This window comes from Spinactinospora alkalitolerans, assembly GCF_013408795.1.
Lineage (GTDB): Bacteria > Actinomycetota > Actinomycetes > Streptosporangiales > Streptosporangiaceae > Spinactinospora > Spinactinospora alkalitolerans.
In genome coordinates this window covers 2,490,015-2,506,955 of record NZ_JACCCC010000001.1, presented here as the reverse complement: position 1 = coordinate 2,506,955, position 16,941 = coordinate 2,490,015, and the positions used below count along the sequence as shown (strand labels likewise).

At 73.7% G+C, this 16,941-nt stretch carries 18 protein-coding genes; 8 read left to right on the top strand and 10 right to left on the bottom strand.

Annotation, left to right across the window (positions count from 1 at the left end; translation table 11 throughout):
- Positions 1-133: 133 nt before the first annotated feature.
- A complete protein-coding gene (locus HDA32_RS11030) occupies positions 134-1,306 on the bottom strand; it encodes a cytochrome P450 (RefSeq protein WP_179643106.1) in 1,173 nt (390 codons plus the stop codon).
- A gap of 89 nt (positions 1,307-1,395) precedes the next feature.
- On the opposite strand from HDA32_RS11030, the gene HDA32_RS11025 reads away from it, so the two are divergent.
- A complete protein-coding gene (locus HDA32_RS11025) occupies positions 1,396-2,007 on the top strand; it encodes a TetR/AcrR family transcriptional regulator (protein ID WP_179643105.1) in 612 nt (203 codons plus the stop codon).
- Between the two features lie 100 nt (positions 2,008-2,107).
- Positions 2,108-2,539, top strand: coding sequence for a protein-tyrosine phosphatase family protein (locus tag HDA32_RS11020; RefSeq protein ID WP_179643104.1), 432 nt, complete (start codon positions 2,108-2,110; stop codon positions 2,537-2,539).
- Between the two features lie 28 nt (positions 2,540-2,567).
- Here HDA32_RS11020 and HDA32_RS11015 read toward each other — a convergent pair whose 3' ends face one another.
- Positions 2,568-3,809 carry an MFS transporter gene (locus HDA32_RS11015; RefSeq protein WP_179643103.1) on the bottom strand — a complete coding sequence of 414 codons (1,242 nt, stop codon included), beginning with the start codon at positions 3,807-3,809 and terminating at the stop codon, positions 2,568-2,570.
- 360 nt (positions 3,810-4,169) lie between these two features.
- Here HDA32_RS11015 and HDA32_RS11010 point away from each other — a divergent pair, with 360 nt between their 5' ends.
- From HDA32_RS11010 to HDA32_RS10995, 4 genes are read left to right on the top strand one after another with little or no spacing between them, the layout of a single operon-like run.
- On the top strand, positions 4,170-4,892 hold the full coding sequence (locus HDA32_RS11010) for a class I SAM-dependent methyltransferase (protein ID WP_179643102.1): 723 nt from the start codon (positions 4,170-4,172) through the stop codon (positions 4,890-4,892).
- On the top strand, positions 4,889-5,683 hold the full coding sequence (locus HDA32_RS11005; protein ID WP_179643101.1) for a Rossmann-like domain-containing protein: 795 nt from the start codon (positions 4,889-4,891) through the stop codon (positions 5,681-5,683). Before HDA32_RS11010 ends, HDA32_RS11005 begins: the two co-directional genes overlap by 4 nt.
- The gene (locus tag HDA32_RS11000) at positions 5,680-6,645 is read left to right on the top strand and encodes a GHMP family kinase ATP-binding protein (RefSeq protein ID WP_179643100.1); all 966 of its coding nucleotides are present in this window, start codon (positions 5,680-5,682) and stop codon (positions 6,643-6,645) included. Before HDA32_RS11005 ends, HDA32_RS11000 begins: the two co-directional genes overlap by 4 nt.
- Entirely contained in the window at positions 6,603-7,625 is a 1,023-nt protein-coding gene (locus tag HDA32_RS10995) for a pyridoxal-phosphate dependent enzyme (protein WP_179643099.1), read from the top strand. Before HDA32_RS11000 ends, HDA32_RS10995 begins: the two co-directional genes overlap by 43 nt.
- A gap of 79 nt (positions 7,626-7,704) precedes the next feature.
- On the opposite strand, the gene HDA32_RS10990 is transcribed toward HDA32_RS10995, so the two are convergent.
- From HDA32_RS10990 to HDA32_RS10970, 5 genes are all read right to left on the bottom strand, one after another.
- Complete coding sequence (locus HDA32_RS10990) at positions 7,705-8,718, bottom strand: ABC transporter substrate-binding protein (RefSeq protein ID WP_179643098.1); 1,014 nt, start codon at positions 8,716-8,718, stop codon at positions 7,705-7,707.
- Positions 8,719-8,733: 15 nt separating this feature from the next.
- Positions 8,734-9,510 carry an ABC transporter ATP-binding protein gene (locus HDA32_RS10985; RefSeq protein WP_179643097.1) on the bottom strand — a complete coding sequence of 259 codons (777 nt, stop codon included), beginning with the start codon at positions 9,508-9,510 and terminating at the stop codon, positions 8,734-8,736.
- A complete protein-coding gene (locus HDA32_RS10980) occupies positions 9,510-10,604 on the bottom strand; it encodes a FecCD family ABC transporter permease (protein WP_179643096.1) in 1,095 nt (364 codons plus the stop codon). Before HDA32_RS10980 ends, HDA32_RS10985 begins: the two co-directional genes overlap by 1 nt.
- Before the next feature lie 488 nt (positions 10,605-11,092).
- The gene (locus HDA32_RS10975; protein ID WP_486387601.1) at positions 11,093-11,455 is read right to left on the bottom strand and encodes a nuclear transport factor 2 family protein; all 363 of its coding nucleotides are present in this window, start codon (positions 11,453-11,455) and stop codon (positions 11,093-11,095) included.
- Positions 11,456-11,606: 151 nt separating this feature from the next.
- Positions 11,607-12,137: a class I SAM-dependent methyltransferase gene (locus HDA32_RS10970; protein ID WP_312863130.1), complete on the bottom strand. Its 531-nt coding sequence runs from the start codon at positions 12,135-12,137 to the stop codon at positions 11,607-11,609.
- A gap of 201 nt (positions 12,138-12,338) precedes the next feature.
- Between HDA32_RS10970 and HDA32_RS10965 the strand changes: the two genes are divergently transcribed.
- Positions 12,339-13,193 (top strand): siderophore-interacting protein, encoded by an 855-nt coding sequence (locus HDA32_RS10965; protein WP_179643094.1) that lies wholly within the window; start codon positions 12,339-12,341, stop codon positions 13,191-13,193.
- Positions 13,194-13,469: 276 nt separating this feature from the next.
- On the opposite strand, the gene HDA32_RS10960 is transcribed toward HDA32_RS10965, so the two are convergent.
- A complete protein-coding gene (locus tag HDA32_RS10960) occupies positions 13,470-14,258 on the bottom strand; it encodes an alpha/beta fold hydrolase (protein WP_179643093.1) in 789 nt (262 codons plus the stop codon).
- Positions 14,259-14,611: 353 nt separating this feature from the next.
- Here HDA32_RS10960 and HDA32_RS10955 point away from each other — a divergent pair, with 353 nt between their 5' ends.
- Complete coding sequence (locus tag HDA32_RS10955; RefSeq protein WP_179643092.1) at positions 14,612-14,932, top strand: hypothetical protein; 321 nt, start codon at positions 14,612-14,614, stop codon at positions 14,930-14,932.
- 59 nt (positions 14,933-14,991) lie between these two features.
- Here the strand turns inward: HDA32_RS10955 and HDA32_RS10950 are convergent, their stop codons facing one another.
- Together HDA32_RS10950 and HDA32_RS10945 are read right to left on the bottom strand one after the other, a co-directional pair.
- On the bottom strand, positions 14,992-15,381 hold the full coding sequence (locus HDA32_RS10950) for a DUF302 domain-containing protein (protein ID WP_179643091.1): 390 nt from the start codon (positions 15,379-15,381) through the stop codon (positions 14,992-14,994).
- A gap of 37 nt (positions 15,382-15,418) precedes the next feature.
- On the bottom strand, positions 15,419-16,816 hold the full coding sequence (locus HDA32_RS10945; protein ID WP_179643090.1) for an MBL fold metallo-hydrolase: 1,398 nt from the start codon (positions 16,814-16,816) through the stop codon (positions 15,419-15,421).
- Positions 16,817-16,941: the final 125 nt, after the last annotated feature.

Below are 16,941 nucleotides of genomic sequence, written 5' to 3'. Positions count from 1 at the left end.
CCTCCGCCTTACCTGACGCAGGCTCCGACGCCGAGCGGACCGGCCCGAAGGCGCCGAGAACCGCGGCGCCGAGCCCGTCCCACGAGTCGCCGCTGCCGCGCGGTTTCGCGGGGCGGGCGCGCGCCGGCGGTCCTCACCAGGTCACGGGCAGCTCGGTCAGGCCGCCGGTCAGCACATCGCTGTTGAAGGTCAGCTCTTCCACGGCCACGGCCGGGCGCATGGTGGGGAATCGCGGGATGAGCTGGGAGAAGACGGCCTGCAGCTCGATGCGGGCCAGGGGTGCGCCGATGCAGTAGCGGGCGCCGTGGCCGAAGGTGAGGTGGCCGGCCGCGCGCCGGGTGACGTCGAAGCGGTCGGGGTCGGCGAAGACGGCGGGATCGTGGTTGGCGGCACCGGTGTCGAGCAGGACCAGTTCGCCCGCGCGCACCGGGGTGCCGGCGATGTCGAGGTCGGTGCGGGCGTAGCGGGGGATGCCGCCGGTGTTCTTGGCCGGCGCGCGCAGGATCTCCTCCACCGCGGAGCCGACGAGGTCGGGGTCGGCCTGCAGCCGCCGCCACTGGGCGGGGTCGGCCAGCAGGAACAGGGCGCCCAGTCCGATGGCCACGACCGTGGTCTCGTGCCCGGCGAACAGCAGGGCCATGCCCAGCATGGCGGCCTCGTCGTCGCCGACGCCCTCGGTCGCGCACAGGCGGGAGATGACGTCGTCGCCGGGCTCGCGCCGCTTGCGGGCCACCAGTTCCCGGCCGTAGCCGAACAGGTCGGCCAGCCCTTGCTCGGAGCGGGCGCGGTCGCCCACGTCGGCGGCGGCCCGGGTCCAGGCGCGGAAGCGGTCGCGGTCGGCGTAGGGCACGCCGAGCAGTTCGCAGATGACCGCGATGGGCAGCGGCAGGGCCAGCGCCTGGTTGAGGTCGGCCGGTGGGCCCTGCCGGGCGAGGTCGTCGAGCAGGTCGGAGGTGAGCGCCTCCACGCGGGGGCGCAGCTCGCGCATCCGCCGGGGCGAGAAGTGCGGTTGCATCAGCGCCCGCATCCGCGCGTGGTCGGCGTGCTCGGTGTCGTGGTCGCCGTTCGGGCCGCCGAACAGGGCCGACTCCCCGGTGCGGGCGGCGTTCGCGGGGTCGGGATGGGAGCGGCCGAGCCGGTCGTCGTCCAGCAGGCTCCGCACCTGTCCGTGATCGGTGACCAGCCACGCTTCGTCTCCGACCGCGGTGCGGACCCGGTGGACGGGCCCGCGGGTCTGCAGTTCGCGCAGCACCGGTGCGCTGCGCAGCGGATGGGACTGCTCGAACGGCAGTCGGACGAGACTCATCGCGCCCTCCTTGTTGACGCCAACTTGTATACTCTTCTTTAAACAAGAGCACATGTATACTTCCGTGTCAACAAAGAAGGGCGGGCGGCATGAGCGAGGACGGCCGACAGGCACGTGAGCGACCGGGGACGCACGGGCCGGTGCGCCGGCTGCGCCGGGCCGAGCGGCGCGGGCAGATCCTGGACGCCGCCACCCGCGCCTTCGCCCGCGCCGGATTCGCCGCGACCGGCCTGGACGACATCGCCGCCGAGGCCGACATCACCCGGGTGCTGCTCTACCGGCACTTCGACTCCAAGGCGGCCCTGTACCGGGCGGTGCTCGACCGCGCCTGCCAGCGCCTGGACGAGCAGGTGGGCGTCGACGACTTCGGCGACGACGCCATCCCCTCGCTGCTGCGCGCCGCCGCCGCCGATCCCGACGCCTTCCGGCTGCTGTTCCGCCACGCCGCCCGCGAACCGGAGTTCCGCGACCTGGTCGACGCCCTCACCTCGGCCTCCACCGAGATCACCCGCAGGAACCTGGCCGGACGCCTGCCCGAGGGGCCCTGGGCCGACTGGGCCTGCCGGCTGGTCCCGGCCCTGACCATCGAGGCGGTCATCGCCTGGCTCGACACCGGCCGACCCGACCCCGAGGCCGCCGCCCGGCGCATCAGCGCGGCCGTGCACGGCGTGATCGACGCGGCCGGGGACCACCCCGGCTGACGACCGGCCGCTGCCTGATCGCCCAGCCGGGTGGGCGCGCCCGGTCCCGGTCCACTCCCGGTCCACGCATCGGCCGGACCGAAGAGGCTAGGGTCGCTGCGTGACCGCTTCCTGGGAGCCCGCGGCGGCGGGTGTGCTGCGCCTGCCCTCGGGTCGGCTCGTGCGCGGCAGGGGACTCAGACGTCCCCTGCCGGCGGGGCCGGTGCCCGCCTTCGCGCTGTATCTGCTGGGGCGCCGACCGCCCCCGGTCGACTGGGAGGCCCGCTGGCTGCGCTGGCCCGACTTCTGGCTGCCGTCCGACCGCGCCGCCACCGAGGCGGCGCTGCGCGAGGCGTGGGAGCGCGCCGGGACCGAACGCGTCGAGGTCGCCTGCGGCGGCGGACAGGGGCGGACCGGCACCGCGCTGGCCTGCCTGGCCGTCCTGGACGGAGTACCCGGCCGTGAGGCCGTCGCCTACGTCCGCGAACACTACGCGCCACGCGCCGTGGAGACCCCCTGGCAGCGCCGCTTCGTCACCCGTTTCCAGCGGTGACCCACCGCATCGGCGGCCCGGCGCCCGATCAGTCCTGGGTGGACCGCCGGAAGTGGCGGGTCCCCGGGGCCCGGGCAGCGGCGGCCGGGGCAAGGAAGCACAGGACGGCGCAGACGGCGAGCACGATGTCGGTCCCGAAGACCTGGGCGGCCGGGGCGATCAGCGCCAGGCCCACCGGCGCGAGCCCGTAGGAGAACAGGAAGTCCAGCGAGGACACCCGGGCGAGCTTGCCGGGCTCCACCTCGCGCTGGGCCGCGGTGAACCACGGGACGTTGAACAGCTCGATCCCCACCCCGGCCAGGGCGTAGGCGGCGAAGACCACCAGGGGGTCGACGGGGAACAGCAGGCTCAAGGGCGCGAACCCGTACAGGGCCAGCCCCGCCAGCGCGGTCCATCCCTGGGAGGAGAAGCGTCGGCGCCCGATCAGCACCGCACCCGCCAGCGCGCCGACGGTGTAGGCGGTCAGCGCGCCGGCCAGCACGGCCTCGGTGCCGAACACGTCCCGGCTGACCACGGGCAGCAGCACGCCGGTGGCCGAGTACCCCGTGGCGATCACCGTGGTCAGGGCCCCGAGGCCCGCGATGAACCAGGGGTGGCGGCGGGCCTCGCGCATTCCGTCGGCGAACTCGGCGCGAAAGGACGACCGGGCCCGGGCCTCCACCGGGCCCCGGACCCCCGATGGCGGGGCCAGGGCTGCCACCGCCCAGAGCGCGGCGGTGATCAGCAGCAGGGGGCCGATGCCGAGCACGGTGGACAGCAGCGCCGTCAGCCCGGGGGCCAGCAGGGTGGTGACCCGCACCGAGAAGGTGATCGCGGCGTTGGCCTGCTGGCGCCGCGGTTCGTCCACCACTTCGGCGGTCAGCGCCTGGAAGGCGGGTCGGCACGCTCCCTGGCCCGCACCGACCACCGCCGCCGCCGCGGCCATGAGCCCCGTGGAGCCTCCGACGCCGACGGCCACCAGGGGGGTGGCCGCCGCGGCCGCCGCCGCGGCCCACAGCACCACCGCCCGGCGCGAGAGGCGGTCGGCCAGGAGCCCGCCGAAGGGGACCGCCAGGAGGAAGCCCGCCGTCCTGGTGGCCAGGGCGAGGCCCAGGTCGAAGGCTGTGATGGAGCCGTCCAGGACGGCCAGCCCGAGGATGAAGGGCATGGCCCACGTGGCCAGCCCCGAGGCGGTGGTGCCCGACCACAGGCGGACGAAGGCGGGGGCGAGCAGGACGGTCCTCTGCGGCTCCTCGGCCCGCTCGGCCTCGGGTCCCTGCGGGTGGGCCACGGTCGCTCCTCTTCTGGTTCCGTACGCGCATCTGAATGGAACGCAATGAAAACAGTTATCGTTTTCGATGGCAAATCACGAGCGCGCCCCTGAGCCGCCCCCGGCGCCCGCCGCGGCCGCGCATCCGGCTCCGGAGCCCCCCGTCCCGGCGCCGGACCACCGCCCGCACCGCCGCGCCGCGCCCACTGTGACCTTCCAGACACTTTCAGCCACCGGAATGCGGATGACAATGATTTTCATTTTCACTAATGTATGCCCGGAACGCCTCGCCTGTCCGAATGGCGACGGTTCCGGTCCCCTCCGGACGGACACCCGTGACCGAGGCCGCCCGGTGCGGCCGCCACCACCGAAAGGATCCCCGTGGAGCGCTCCCTCATCGCCCAGCTCCCCCCGCCGCTGCCCGCGGAACAGATCATCGCCCTCAACCGGCCCAAGGAGGACCTGCACACCACCCGCTCCTACGCCTGGAACGGCTGGGACTTCGAGGTTCCCCCCAGGGTCTTCCTCCCCGGGGCCACCAGCAGGATGATCCACCAGCGGATCCTGGACGACGACATCGACGTGCGCGGACGGCGCTACGCCGCCATGGGCGTGGGGCTGGGCGTGGAGGCCGTCGTCGCCGGGCTCCGGGGGGCCGAGCGGATCTACGCTGTCGACGTCCACCCGCAGAGCGTGGCCGCCACCAAGCAGAACTACGAGCGCCTCGCGGGCGGCCGCACCGGGAGCACGCTGGTTCCCGTGGTCTCCGACATGTTCGAGGGCCTGCCCGACGGCGTCCGGCTGGACGTGGTCACCTTCAACCCGCCCGCCGTCAGCCAACCTGTCAGCAGCGACCCCGACATCGTCCGCAACGTCTGCGCGGGCGCACCGGTCACCGAGGCCCTCTTCACCCAGCTCCGGCGGCGCGAGCTGCTGGCCCCCGGCGCAGAGGTCTTCCTCGTCGCCTCCAACACCGCCGACCTGCGCCGCATCGTCGGCCAGGCCGAGGACACCGGCTTCACCGCCGAGGTGCGCCACCGCCACGACTGGGGCGACGGAGTCGTGACCCACCTGTTCCGTCTCCAGCGCGAGGGGGCGGCGTGAGAACCCTGGACGACCTCTTCCACCAGGCCCTGGACCAGGCGCGAGGGACCGTGGCGACCAGCGTCTTCTGGCTCCACCACGGCACCAGGCTCGCCGGGGGCGGCACCACCTACCTCAACCGCTACGTCGTCGTCCGCGCGGGCCGGGTCTTCGGGGCGTGCGCCTTCGAGGCGGGCGAGATCGCCCCCGAGGTCTGCCGCGAGGCCTCCGGGGCGCCCCTGGCCGAACTGATGTCCCGCGGCCCCCTGCCCCTGCGGGTGGCCGCCCTGGACGCCCACCTCGCCCAGGCCGCCCCGCACCCGGAGGACCTCCGGGCCGAGCGGGTCGAGCTGCCCGCAGGGACCCCCGAGGAGCGCGCCGAGGCGCGGGACGCGGCCATCGCCGATCTCGTGCCCATCGCCGAGGGCGCGCGGATCGGACTGATCGGCGTGGTCAACCCCCTCGTCGCGGCGATCCGCGAGCGCGGCGGCGAATGCCTGCCCTGCGACCTCAACCTGCGCACCACCCAGTGGGGCGATCCGGTGGCCGAGACGGCGGCGGAGGTCGTCGACGCCGCCGACGCGGTGGTGGCCACCGGAATGACCCTGGGCAACGGCACCTTCGACGAGCTCCTGCTGCGCTGCCGCGAACGGCGGGTCCCCCTGTACGTCTACGCCCAGAGCGGCGGCGCGGTGGCCCGGGCCTTCCTCGGCGCCGGGGTGTCGGGGGTCTCGGCCGAGCCCTTCCCCTTCTCCCAGTTCAGCGCCGACCCCACGGCGCTGTACCGCTACCGCGCCACGGACCGGGTGTGAGGCCGGGCACGGGCCTGGCAGCATGCCACCACGGGGAGATCCTGCAGGGCGTGTTCCTCGACGAACGGGGGCGCCCCTGCAGGGGCCTGGTCACGCTCCCGATGGCCCGGCCGCTGACCCGGGCGACGTTCACTCCCCTGCCGGGCACCCCGGCGCACCGCGTCCTGGTCCCCGGCCGGGGGCGCGCCAAGGCGGCCAGGGCGGCCGCCCTGGCGGTGGCCGAATGCGCACGGCTGTCGGGGACGCGCGCGTGCGGAGGGCTGCTGCACCTCAGCACGGGCGTGCCCGTCGGCCTGGGGCTTGGCTCCTCGACCAGCGACGTCCTGGCCGCGATCCGCGCCGTCTCGGCCTGCTTCCGCACGGAACTGCCGCCCGGCGCCATCGCGCGTCTGGCGGTGAGCGCCGAGCGGGCCGCCGATCCGACCATGTTCGGGGACCGGCCGGTGCTGTTCGCCCAGCGGCGGGGACTCGTCCTGGAGGAGCTCGGGGCCGCCCTGCCCCCGATGGCCGTGGTGGGCTGCCTGACCGGCGGTGGGCGGGCGGTCAGCACGCTCTCCGTGACCGGGCGGACCCACCGCGAGGACGACGTCGACGCCTATGAGCGGCTGCGCGACCTGCTGCGCCGTGCCATCGCCGCGGGTGACGCCGCCGAGGTGGGACGGGTCGCCGCCGAGAGCGCGCGCCGCAACCAGCGTCTGCTGCCCAAGGCCGAACTCGGCGCGCTGGAGGGCGTCGCCCGCGCCTGCGGCGCCGTCGGCCTGCAGGTCGCCCACAGCGGAAACGTCGCCGGCCTGCTCTTCGACGCCGGGCAGCAGGCCCTGCGGGAGCGCCTGGACGAATGCCGGGCCCGGCTGCGCGGTCACGGGCTCACCGCCGTACGGACCTTCCGGACTCCTCCCGAGAACGAAGGAGAACGACCATGGACGACCACGTATCCGAAGCGATCGGCAGACCGGACCTGATCGACCTGGGCGGCGGGCTCCTGTGCCTGCGGTTCGAGACGATGAAGGTGGTCTCGGCCCTGGCCGCGGTCCGCCACCTGATCGAGGCCGGGACCGTGCGCCCCGGCGACACCGTGCTGGACAGCTCCAGCGGCATCTACGCCTACGCCCTCGCCCTGGCCTGCCACCGCTACGGCCTGGGCTGCCACATCGTCGGCTCCACCACCGTCGACCGCACCCTGCGCGTCCAGTTGGAGGTCCTGGGCGCCTCGCTGGAGCAGATGGCTCCCTGCCGGGACCTGAAGCTGGACCAGAGCCGCCGGGTGCGCCGCATCCGGGAGATCCTGCGCGCCAACCCGCGCTACCACTGGATGCGCCAGTACCACGACCCCGTGCACTACCAGGGGTACCGCTCCGTCGCCGACCTCGTCCTGCGGGAGGCCGGCACCGAGGACCTGACCCTGGTGGGCGGGGTCGGCTCCGGCGCCTCGACCGGGGCGCTGGCCACCTTCCTGCGGCGGAGCGCACCGGGGACCGTGCTGGCGGGGGTGCAGCCCTTCGGGAGCGTGACCTTCGGCGGCGACGGCGTGTCCGACCCCGACATCATCATCGCCGGCATCGGCAGCGCCATCCCCTTCGGCAACGTCGACCACGCGCTCTACGACATCGTCCACTGGATCGGCTTCGAGGCCGCCCTGGCCGGGAGCGTGGAGCTGCTGCGCCGCCACGCCCTCTTCGCCGGACTGTCCAGCGGGGCCGCCTACCTGGCCGCGCGCTGGGAGAGCCTGCGCGCCCCGGAGCGGACGGTGCTCTTCGTCGCGGCCGACACCGGGCACCGCTACGCGGACTCGGTGTTCGCCAGGCACCGGGAGGCCTGTGCCGTGCAGGACCTGAAACCGCTCGACGTCACCGACCCGGCCGAACTCGGCCTGCCCTGGTCCCGCATGCGGTGGTCGGGGGCCGCGGCCCCGCGCCGGGCGGTGTTCGACGGGACCGGGTGAGCGGCGGGCCCGCGCCGGCTCCGGGAGGGCGCTCGCTCCCCGGGGCCGACGCGAGCCGGGCGGGCCTTTCCCCGGTCCGCTAGTCCGCGCGGAGCTCGCGCAGGTACTCGGCGAACTTCTCCAGGCCGTCGATGTTGCGGGGGCCGGAGATGCCCTCGTTGTAGTCCAGCACGAAGAAGTCCTCCTCGACCACGGCGGGCAGTTCGGCGGTGGCCGGTGACGACTTCAGGAACTCGATCTTGTCCTCGGCGGGCTGGTCGCCGTAGTCGAGGATGATGATGACCTCGGGCCGGGCCTGCACGACGGACTCCCAGCCGACCTGGGTCCACCGCTCGTCGAGGTCGGCGAAGATGTTCTCTCCCCCAGCGAAGCGGATGATGTCGTTGGGGGGCACCTGGCTTCCCGCGGTGAAGGGCTGGTCGGTTCCCGAGTCGTAGAGGAAGACCGGGACCGGCTCCCCCTCGGGGGCCTGCTCCCGCACCGCGGCGACCCGCTCCTTGTACCCCTCGACGAGCTCGGCGGCCTCCTGCTCGACCCCGAAGACGGCGCCCAGCCGCTCCAGGTCGGCGTAGAGGGCCTCGAAAGGGGGCATCCGTTCGGGGTGGCCCGGGTAGTTGTAGCAGGACTCGGTGTGCATGAAGCTCTGGATGCCGAGGTCGTCCAGGATCTCCGGGGTGATTCCGCGCTCGTCGCTGAACCCCGAGTTCCATCCGGCGAGGACGAAGTCGGCCTCGGCGTCCACGACCAGTTCGCGGTTGAGCAGGTCGTCGCTGAGGAACTCCACCTCCTCGTACTCCTGCGCCCACGGCGACTCCGAGACCGGGGGGTTGGCCGGCGGCAGCACGTAGCCGTGCACGTGCTCGGTCAGGCCCAGGGCGAACATCTTGTCGGCGCTGCCGCCCTCGTAGACCACGGCGCGCCGGGGGGTCGTGTACTCGACCTCCTCACCGCACCGGTTCACGGTGACGGTCCGCGCCTCGTCCGCGCTTCCCTCGACCCGGGCACCGCAGCCCGTGGCCAGGAGCGCGAGGGCGCCCAGCAGGGCGGCGCCCCGCAGGGGCGAACCGGGTGCGCCGGATGCTCGGTCGGTCATGTGCGTCCTTCTTTCTCAAGAGACATCAGAGGAGAGCGTGTAGAGCAGTTGCGGGTCCCCGGTGAGCGGGTGGGGGACGACGGTGGCCTCGACGCCGAAGACCTGCCTGACCATCGAGGGGACCAAGACCTCTCCGGGCGTCCCCGAGGCGACCAGCCGCCCCTGGGAGAGCACGCCGATGCGGTCGCACGCGGCCGAGGCCAGGTTCAGGTCGTGCAGGACCAGCAGGACGGTGATCCCGGCCCGCCTGACGAGGGAGAGCAGCCCGATCTGGTGGCGCACGTCGAGGTGGTTGGTGGGTTCGTCCAGGACGAGGACCCGCGGTTCCTGCACGAGGCAGCGGGCCATGAGCACCCTCTGGCGCTCGCCGCCCGACAGCTCGAGGACGCCCCGATCGGCCAGGTGGGCCACGTCCATCCGTTCCATCGCCTCGCGGCACAGGTCCTGCTCCCGGCCGTCCAGGGGCCGGTTGCCGCGCTGGTGGGGCGTCCGCCCCATGGCGACGACCTCGGCGACGGTGAAGTCCAGGTCGCTGCCGCTCTCCTGGGTGAGCGCGGCGACCGAGCGGGCGCTGCCGCGCAGGCTCAGCGAGGAGAGGTCCCGCCCGTCGAGCCGCACCACCCCGCTGCTGGGGCGCAGGGCCCGGTAGACGCAGCGCAGCGCCGTCGACTTGCCCGAGCCGTTGGGGCCGACGAGTCCGACGACCGCGCCCCCCGGCACCTCCAGCGACAGCTCGCGGACCAGGCTCGCTCCGCCGATGTCGACCGAGATCCCGTCCAGGTGCAGATCCATCACCGGCCGCCGAACAGATAGCCCCTGCGGCGCAGGAGCGCGATGAAGACCGGCACTCCGACCAGGGCGGTGATGAATCCCAGCGGAAGCTCGCGCGGGGCCACGAGCACCCGTGAGGCCAGGTCCGCCCAGACCATGAAGACCGCGCCGGCCAGGGGCGCCACCGTCAGGACCCGCCGGTGGCCCGCGCCCACGACGATGCGCACGACGTGCGGCACGACCAGCCCCACGAACCCGATCGCGCCGCTGACCGCGACCATGGCCCCGGTCATCAGCGCGGTCAGCGCGAACAGGCCCTTGCGCAGGCGGTCGGTGCCCACCCCCAGGCTCGCGGCCGTCTCGTCCCCCAGGGTCAGCACGTCCAGCGGCCGGCTCACCGCGCGCAGGACGAGGGTTCCTGCGAGGACCACGGCCGCCACCGGGGGAAGGGACCCCCAGGTCGCGGCGCCGAAGCCGCCCATCGTCCAGAACAGGACCGTGCTCGTGGCCTCGCTGTTCGGGGCGAAGTAGACGATCACGCCCATGACCGCCTGGAAGCCGAACGACAGCGCCACCCCGGTCAGGACCAGGCGCAGCGGGGTCACCCCGCCCCCGGCGGAGGAGATCAGGTACACCAGCGCCGTCGCGCCCAGCGCCCCCAGGAACGCGCCCGCCGAGACCGCGTAGACGCCCAGGGCGGTCAGGATCCCGAAGGCGCCGACGGCGACCGCGCCCACCGAGGCCCCGGAGGAGACGCCCAGGATGAAGGGATCGGCCAGCGGGTTGCGCACCATCGCCTGGATCGCCACCCCCACGGCTCCCAGGCCGGCCCCCACGATGGCGGCGAGCAGCACCCGAGGAGTGCGCAACTGCCAGATGATCTGGTACCGGGTCACCTCGTCGGCGCCGATCTCCCCGCCGCTGAGCGCCGCCCACAGGTAGCGCAGGGTGTCGGCCGGTGCGACCACCGCCGATCCCAGACCGATGGCCAGCACCGCCGAGAGCGCCAGCAGGGGCAGGAGGACCGCGACGGCGCCGAGGCCGCCCAGGGCCGGTGACCGGCCGGTTCCGGCGGTCCCGGTGGAACCGCCGGGACTCCGGACCGCTCTGGGCACCGATAAAGGGGGTGGGGCACCGGTTCGCGGCACGTGACACCTTCTCCCGAGATCGAAACGACGTTGCTCACCGGCACGCCCCCGCGTGCGGCGCGCCGCACCCCCTCGGGGAGGCGGGACCGGCTGCGGGGAGAGCGCCATGGGTGTTCCCGTTCCTCGAAAGGGGCAGGAGGACCAGGCATGAAAATGATAATCATTCTGTCAAGCCGGTGGGGCACACCACCGGACGCGAGGGAGGAACGCGCACGCCACCGCCTGGCCGCGGATCGTTCGCCCCTCCGCGCGGGCGTCCGTTCCCCTTCGCACCGCGCGCGGGCCCGCGGGGGCCGATGCGGGCCGGGGGCTCAGACCGGCGAGCCGGTAGAGGCGGGACCGGCCGTCGTGGTCCAGGCGCAGCGCCCGCCCGCGCAGCGCCAGATCGTTGACGGGAGTTGGAGGGCTGTGGCCGCAGCCCTCCAATCACCGCGCATGACCTGGGAAGGCCGCCGTCAGCGCCGGCGCGCCGGCGACAGCCCCACCAGGCCCGCACAACCACGGCAGGGACCGGAGACGATCCCGGCCCTTTCAACGTCTAGCGCGCCTCGTGGGGCGGGTCCGGGGACGCGGGGCTCCTGCAGGGCGAGGATCTCCTGCGGGGTGAGGTAGTCGCGCCAGAACGCGATCCGGCCGCCGGAGATCTTCAGGACCCACAGACAGCGCACGGCGAAGGGGCGGCCGGTGCCGGTGGCCACGCCGTGGGCGTCGTATTCGGCGGCGACCACTTCGGGGTCCGCGGTGCTGTGCACCGCGACCTCCCGGAACTCGTGGAAGTCCAGGGTCACACCGGCGAGGGTGGTGAAGCGGTCGCGGATCCGCGCCGGGCCGCCGGAGTCGGCGCGGTGGCGGCACCGGCGCGCGGTGCCCGCGGGCTACAGCGGTTTCTCCCACACGGCGGAGTAGCGCCACAGCAGGTGGCGGCGGAACAGGGACCCCGGCAGCAGGTGCCGCGCCTCCCGGCGGACCTCACCCCAGGCCATGTCGGGGTCGACGATGGGCACGCCGGCCGGACCGCCCCTGCCGCCGCGCCCGCAGCCGCGCCACCGGGACGCCGACGCCGCTGACGACCCAGTCCAGCGGAGTGCGGTTGTTCGCGAGCCCGACGACCGCCAGGCGCCCGCCGGGCGCCAGCAGCCGCACCATCGCCTCGACCGCCCGCGCGAACCCCGGGTGGTGCACCACCGCCACCGCGCTGACGAAGTCGTAGCCGCCCTCGGGCAGGCGGCCGCCGACGGCGTCGCAGACGTCGGCCTCCACGAAGTCGGCGTTGCCGACGTGCCCGCTGCGTTCGCGGGCGAGCGGCACCATCGCCGCCGAGCGGTCCACCCCCGTCGCCCTGCGGGCGCGCCCGGCCCGCCTGCGGACCAGCAGGCCGTCGCCGCAGCCCACGTCCAGTGCCGCACCGCGTCCCTGCGGCACCGCGTCGAGCACGGTCGGGTGGTAGTGCACGTTGTGGTTCCAGTACTCCTCGGGCACCCGATCACGGTAGCCCCTCACCGGACTCCCTCGGCGGTTCGTCCCCCGGTCCCGGCACCGCCCGTCCGGAACCGGTCAGGCCGCCCCCGGGCCGCTCCCACTCCCCGCACCGGGAGGACCGGTCGCCGTCGCGGCGGGTTTGCCGCCGGGACCGGGTCTGCCCTAGCTTGAGGGTAGTTAGGTTCGCCTAACCTTTCTGTGCGCCAAGGAGAGGGAGACACGATGGCAGAGCAGCGGCAGCGCGCGAAGAGAACCGTCCACCGCGGCCGGGTCGAGAGCGTGCAGCACGTGACCCCGCACATGGTCCGGGTGGTGCTCGGCGGCGCGGGGCTCGCGGAGTTCGGCGTCGGCGCGGCGACCGACAGCTACGTCAAGCTGCTCTTTCCCCCGCCCGGTGTGGACTACCCCGAGCCGTTCGACATCGACGCGATCCGCGGCGAGCGGCCCCGCGAGGAGTGGCCCGTGACGCGCACCTACACGGTCCGGACCTGGGACCCCCGGGCGCGCCTGCTCACCATCGACTTCGTCGTGCACGGCGACTCCGGCCTGGCCGGCCCGTGGGCGGCCGGCGCCCGCCCCGGCGACCTGCTGCGCTTCCTGGGCCCCGGCGGCGGCTACGCTCCGGCCCCCGAGGCCGACTGGCACCTGCTCGCCGGTGACGAAAGCGCGCTGCCGGCCATCGCGGCCTCGATCGAGCGCCTGCCCGGGGGACGCACGGCGCACGCCCTCCTCGAAGTGGCCGGCCCCGGCGAGGAACAGGACCTGGCCGCCCACCCCGACGTCCACGTGCACTGGCTGCACCGCGGCTCCAGGCCCGTGGGCGCCGCGCTCGTCGAGGCCGTGCGGGCGCTGGAGTTCCCTCCCGGCGAGGTCCAGGCCTTCGTGCACGGCGAGGCCGGCACCGTCAAGGAACTGCGGTCCCTCCTGCGCGTCGAGCGCGGCGTCCCGCGGGAGGGCCTGTCGATCTCCGGCTACTGGCGCCTGGGCCGCGACGAGGACGCCTGGCAGTCGACCAAGGCCGAATGGAACCGCCGGGTCGAGGAGGAAGAGGCCGCCCTCATCGCCGCCGCCTCCTGAGGCGACGGCGGGCTCGGGGACCCAGGTGGTCGAGCATCATCGAGGCCGACCAGACCGCGCCGAGGGGGGCGGCCGCGCCCCGGGGGACCCCGCTGGCGAAGAACCGCGCGGTGGCGCAACCGCCGACGCGTCCGCTCCGTCAATGGCGCCGATCGAGCAGCCCATGGTCCGCACGCCCCGGTCCACGAAGCGCTCGCCGTACTCGCGGTGGCCGTTCGGGAGCGGCCGGGGCTGATCGGTCCCCTGCTCCCCGTGGTAGCGCAGCAGTCGCCGGGCTCACCGGTGTCGCGCTCCGGCCAGGAAGTCGAGTACGGCTGCGCCGGCGGTGGTGCGGAACTCCTCGAAGTAGGCGTGCCGCGCGCCGGGGACGAGGTGCAGGCGGGCGCCGGGGATGCGGTCCGCGAGCAGCGACGCGTTCGCGGCGGGGTTGAGGGCGTCGTCGGTGCCGTGGACCACCATCGTGGGCGCCTCGATGGCGGGCAGCGCCTCCCACGCGTCATGGCGGTTGCTCGCGCTCAGATGCCTGCGCCGGGCGTAAGCGGGCATCGCGGGATCCCCGAGGGTCGTGTACGGGCCGGGGTGCAGCGCCAACCACTCCGGGGTGTACATCAGCTCGAGCAGGGCGCGCCGGGCCGCGGCCGGGTCGGGCTGGGCCAGGGACCTCCGGACGTCGTCTCCGCGTTCGACGCCGTGCCGCGTGCCCGGAGAGGTGCAGCCGAGCACGAGGGAGCCGACCCGCTCCGGGTGGCGGACGGCCAGCCATTGGGCGACCCGGCCGCCCATCGAGGTTCCGTACACGGCGGAGCGGTCGACACCGAGCTCGTCCAGCACCGCGATCACGTCATCGGCGAATCCCTCGGTGCTGTAGGGACTGTCGGGCTTGTCGCTGGCGCCGGTCCCGCGGTAGTCGAGGGTGATGGTGCTGTGGGCGCCGTCGAAGTCATGCCGGACCGGGTCCCACCAGCGGTGGTCGTTGGCCTGGCCCGCGAGCAGGACGAGTGGGGGGCCGTCGCCCCGGACCTGGTAGGCGATCCGGGTTCCGTCGGCGGCGGTGGCGTGCGGCATGTCGGGTTCCTTACGCGCCGACCGGCCGGGCCGGCTCGGCGTCTCGTGGGTGAGTGGCGGACGACGGTCACAACGCAGTCGGAGCGCCCGGGCGAAGAGGAACGGCCTCCACAGGCTTCCACGGACACGGTCGCCCCGTTTCACCGGCGAGGCGAACCGCCGCCCCCCTTCAGCCACACAGCGGAAAGCCCCGGTCAGACTCCGAGAGCGTATACGGAACCGTGTGATCCGGTTCCTCCGCGGAATGTGCGGCGCCCCCACCGTGGCGAAGTGTGATGACGCGCCCGCCCGCCCACAGGATCCGAGGAAGCGGCGAAGGCGGCGTTCACTCTGAGGACGGGGAGGAAGGAAGCATGGCCACCTGGAAGTCACCGGTGGAGTTGCGGATCGAGGCTCGGGACCGGCACCGCTGGTTGGCGGCGGCGGCGTTGGGCGGCCTGGTGGCCGGGCGCCGGCTCAACGTCGACGTGCGGTCATGGCCCGCGGTCGCGGTCGTCGGCGGCGTGCTGTTCGTGCTGCTGGGCGTCAACCAGCAGTTCCACGCCGACCTGCTGCGCACCCCCTCCCAGGCGTCCTCCCCCATCGGCCCGATCCTCAACGCCGCACCCGCCCTCGCGCTGAGCGCCTGGATCGCCGTTCGGCGTCGCCGGACGACCCGCGAGGCCGACCACTGATCCCCCGAGTCAGGGAACCGAGGAAAGGGGCTGAAGCACGACGGCTCGGCCCGTGGCGGTCACGGGGTCAGGGAGTCCAGGGCGGCCTGGATCTGACGGGCGGCCTGCTGGGCCACCGGCTGCAGTTCTTGGCGTTCGGGAACGCTGACCATGACGTGGGGGTCGAGTGCCTGCACGAGCGCGCCGTCCTGGTGGGCGCGGACGACGACGTTGCAGGGCAGCAGCAGACCGATCTCGCGTTCGGCCTCCAGCGCCTGGTGAGCGAGGTTCGGGCTGCACATGCCGAGGATGATGTAGGGCTCCATGTCCTCGCCGAGTTTCTCCTTCAGCGTGACCGTCACGTCGATTTCGGTCAGTGTGCCGAAGCCCTGGGCCTTGAAGGCCTCCTTGACCCGCGGGACGGCCTGGTCGTAGGGCAGGTCCAGGGTGATGCTGCGGGCGTAGTCCATGCTCTCCGGCCTTTCCGTGCGGTCGTCCTGTGGTCGGCTAGTCCTCGGTGGGCAGGCCGGCGTTCTTCCATGCGGTCATGCCGCCGGCCACGTTGAGCACCTTCTCCTTTCGGTCGCGGGCGAGCAGGCTGGCGGCCACCGAGGATCGGTAGCCGCTGCCGCAGGTCACGGCGAGCGGCCGGTCCGCGGGGACCTCGCCGATGCGGTCGGGGAGCTCGGCGCCGGTGATGTAGACGGCGCCGGGAACGTGCCCGCCGGCCCATTCGCCGGGCTGGCGTACATCGAGCAGGTCCACTTCGCCGTTGTCCAGGGCGTCGCGGAGGCGGTGGACGCTGATCTGCTGCAGGCTCTCGATCGGTCGGGCGGACGTGCGCCAGGCGGCCATACCGCCGGCCAGCCAGCCGATCGGGGGTGCGTAGCCGATGCGCAGCAGTTGCCAGGTGGCCTCCCACACCTGCTCGGAGCCGTCCACGACGAGCAGGACGTGCGCATCGGCGGGCAGCACGGTTCCGGCCCAGGTCGCGAAGGCGGGGCCGAGGCCGACGTTGAGCGCGCCGGGAATGTGTTCGCCGCCGAAGGCCTCCGGTGTCCGCGCGTCCAGGACGAGCGCCCCTGCCTGCTGCTCCTCGGCGAAGGCGTCCACGGGCAGGGCGGGAGGCTCGCCCAGCACGCCGAGAGGGTCCACGCCGGCGAGGTTCCGTTCGCGCATGCGCCGCCAGTACGGCGGGACCGCGGGCAGGTTGTCCAGCCGGATGCATTCGCGCACGAACTCGTCCTCGGAGTCCATCCGTGCCAGGATCGCGTTCGTTTTCCGCTCGTAGCCCAGCGTGGTCGACAGGCGGGAGCCGATGCTGCCCCCGCACAGTGATCCGGCCACGTGAGTGGGGAAGACCTGCACGCCGTCGGGCAGAGGCAGCAGCTTGGTCTGGACCGTGTCGCAGAACTCCCGGGCCGCCCGGCGGGCGTGCTCCTCTCCGCCGAGCAGGTCCGGCCGGGCCAGGTCTCCCACCAGCAGCGCCCCGCCGGAGAGCAGCAGTGCCGGAACGTCGGAGCCGGCGGAACGGTCATAGACCAGCAGGCTGATGTGCTCGGGGGTGTGTCCGGGCGTGTGCATCACCTCGATGCCGACGTCACCGAACTCGATGGTCTCCCCGTCGCGCAGCCCGCGGTGCTCATAGCCCAGCTGCGCCCGAGCCGATCCCCACAGGTCCAGACCGTCCTGGCGGGCGGCCAGCTCGCTCAGCCCGGACAGGTAGTCGTTGTGGCCGTGGGAATCGGCGGCGTAGGCGATGCGCAGGCCCTGCCGCCGGGCGGCGTGCAGATAGACCTCCACGTCGCGGCGGGGGTCGAACACCAGTGCCCGCCCGGTCTTCTCATCACCGACGAGATAGGAGGCATGGCCCAGGCTCGCGAGGTAGAACTGCTGGAAGAACATCGGTCACCTTGTGGCGCTGATTGTGAGACGGCGGGCCGCACTTCACGTCCGCCGGCGCGATCCGCTCCGTACCGGCGGCGCATCGCGCCGCTACCCGCGACCTCGGCGGATACACACCCGACAGC

Coding starts and splice junctions, on each gene's coding strand:
- HDA32_RS11030 (WP_179643106.1), bottom strand. CDS start 1,306: ATGAGTCTCGTCCGACTGCCGTTCGAGCAGTCCCATCCGCTGCGCAGC.
- HDA32_RS11025 (WP_179643105.1), top strand. CDS start 1,396: ATGAGCGAGGACGGCCGACAGGCACGTGAGCGACCGGGGACGCACGGG.
- HDA32_RS10995 (WP_179643099.1), top strand. CDS start 6,603: ATGGACGACCACGTATCCGAAGCGATCGGCAGACCGGACCTGATCGAC.
- HDA32_RS10990 (WP_179643098.1), bottom strand. CDS start 8,718: ATGACCGACCGAGCATCCGGCGCACCCGGTTCGCCCCTGCGGGGCGCC.
- HDA32_RS10985 (WP_179643097.1), bottom strand. CDS start 9,510: ATGGATCTGCACCTGGACGGGATCTCGGTCGACATCGGCGGAGCGAGC.
- HDA32_RS10965 (WP_179643094.1), top strand. CDS start 12,339: ATGGCAGAGCAGCGGCAGCGCGCGAAGAGAACCGTCCACCGCGGCCGG.
- HDA32_RS10960 (WP_179643093.1), bottom strand. CDS start 14,258: ATGCCGCACGCCACCGCCGCCGACGGAACCCGGATCGCCTACCAGGTC.
- HDA32_RS10955 (WP_179643092.1), top strand. CDS start 14,612: ATGGCCACCTGGAAGTCACCGGTGGAGTTGCGGATCGAGGCTCGGGAC.
- HDA32_RS10950 (WP_179643091.1), bottom strand. CDS start 15,381: ATGGACTACGCCCGCAGCATCACCCTGGACCTGCCCTACGACCAGGCC.
- HDA32_RS10945 (WP_179643090.1), bottom strand. CDS start 16,816: ATGTTCTTCCAGCAGTTCTACCTCGCGAGCCTGGGCCATGCCTCCTAT.